Source organism: Virgibacillus sp. 7505 (assembly GCF_002272135.1).
GTDB lineage: Bacteria > Bacillota > Bacilli > Bacillales > Amphibacillaceae > Terribacillus.
Genome location: NZ_NPBF01000560.1, coordinates 1 through 201 on the forward strand (window position 1 = coordinate 1; position 201 = coordinate 201).

The following is a 201-nucleotide window of genomic DNA, read 5'->3' on the forward strand; positions in this document are numbered from 1 at the left end:
AATTAGTATAGACTGATTCCCCATTTATAAACGTTTCTCTTACAACCGTACCCGCTTGCAATGGCGGACCGCTCCAAATAACAAGATCCGCATCTTTGCCTGCTTCAATCGTGCCAAGACGGTCGTCGATATCGAGATGTTCTGCCGCCCGTACAGTAATCGCCTCCAACATCCGTTGCTCGCTAATTCCGTATTTTAAAG

Annotated in this window: 1 protein-coding gene; it reads right to left on the minus strand. The window is 46.8% G+C overall.

Annotation, left to right across the window (positions count from 1 at the left end):
* Positions 1-201, minus strand: a 201-nt coding sequence (locus tag CHH91_RS20190; protein WP_141234311.1) for an amidohydrolase family protein, incomplete at both ends; no start/stop codon positions are given.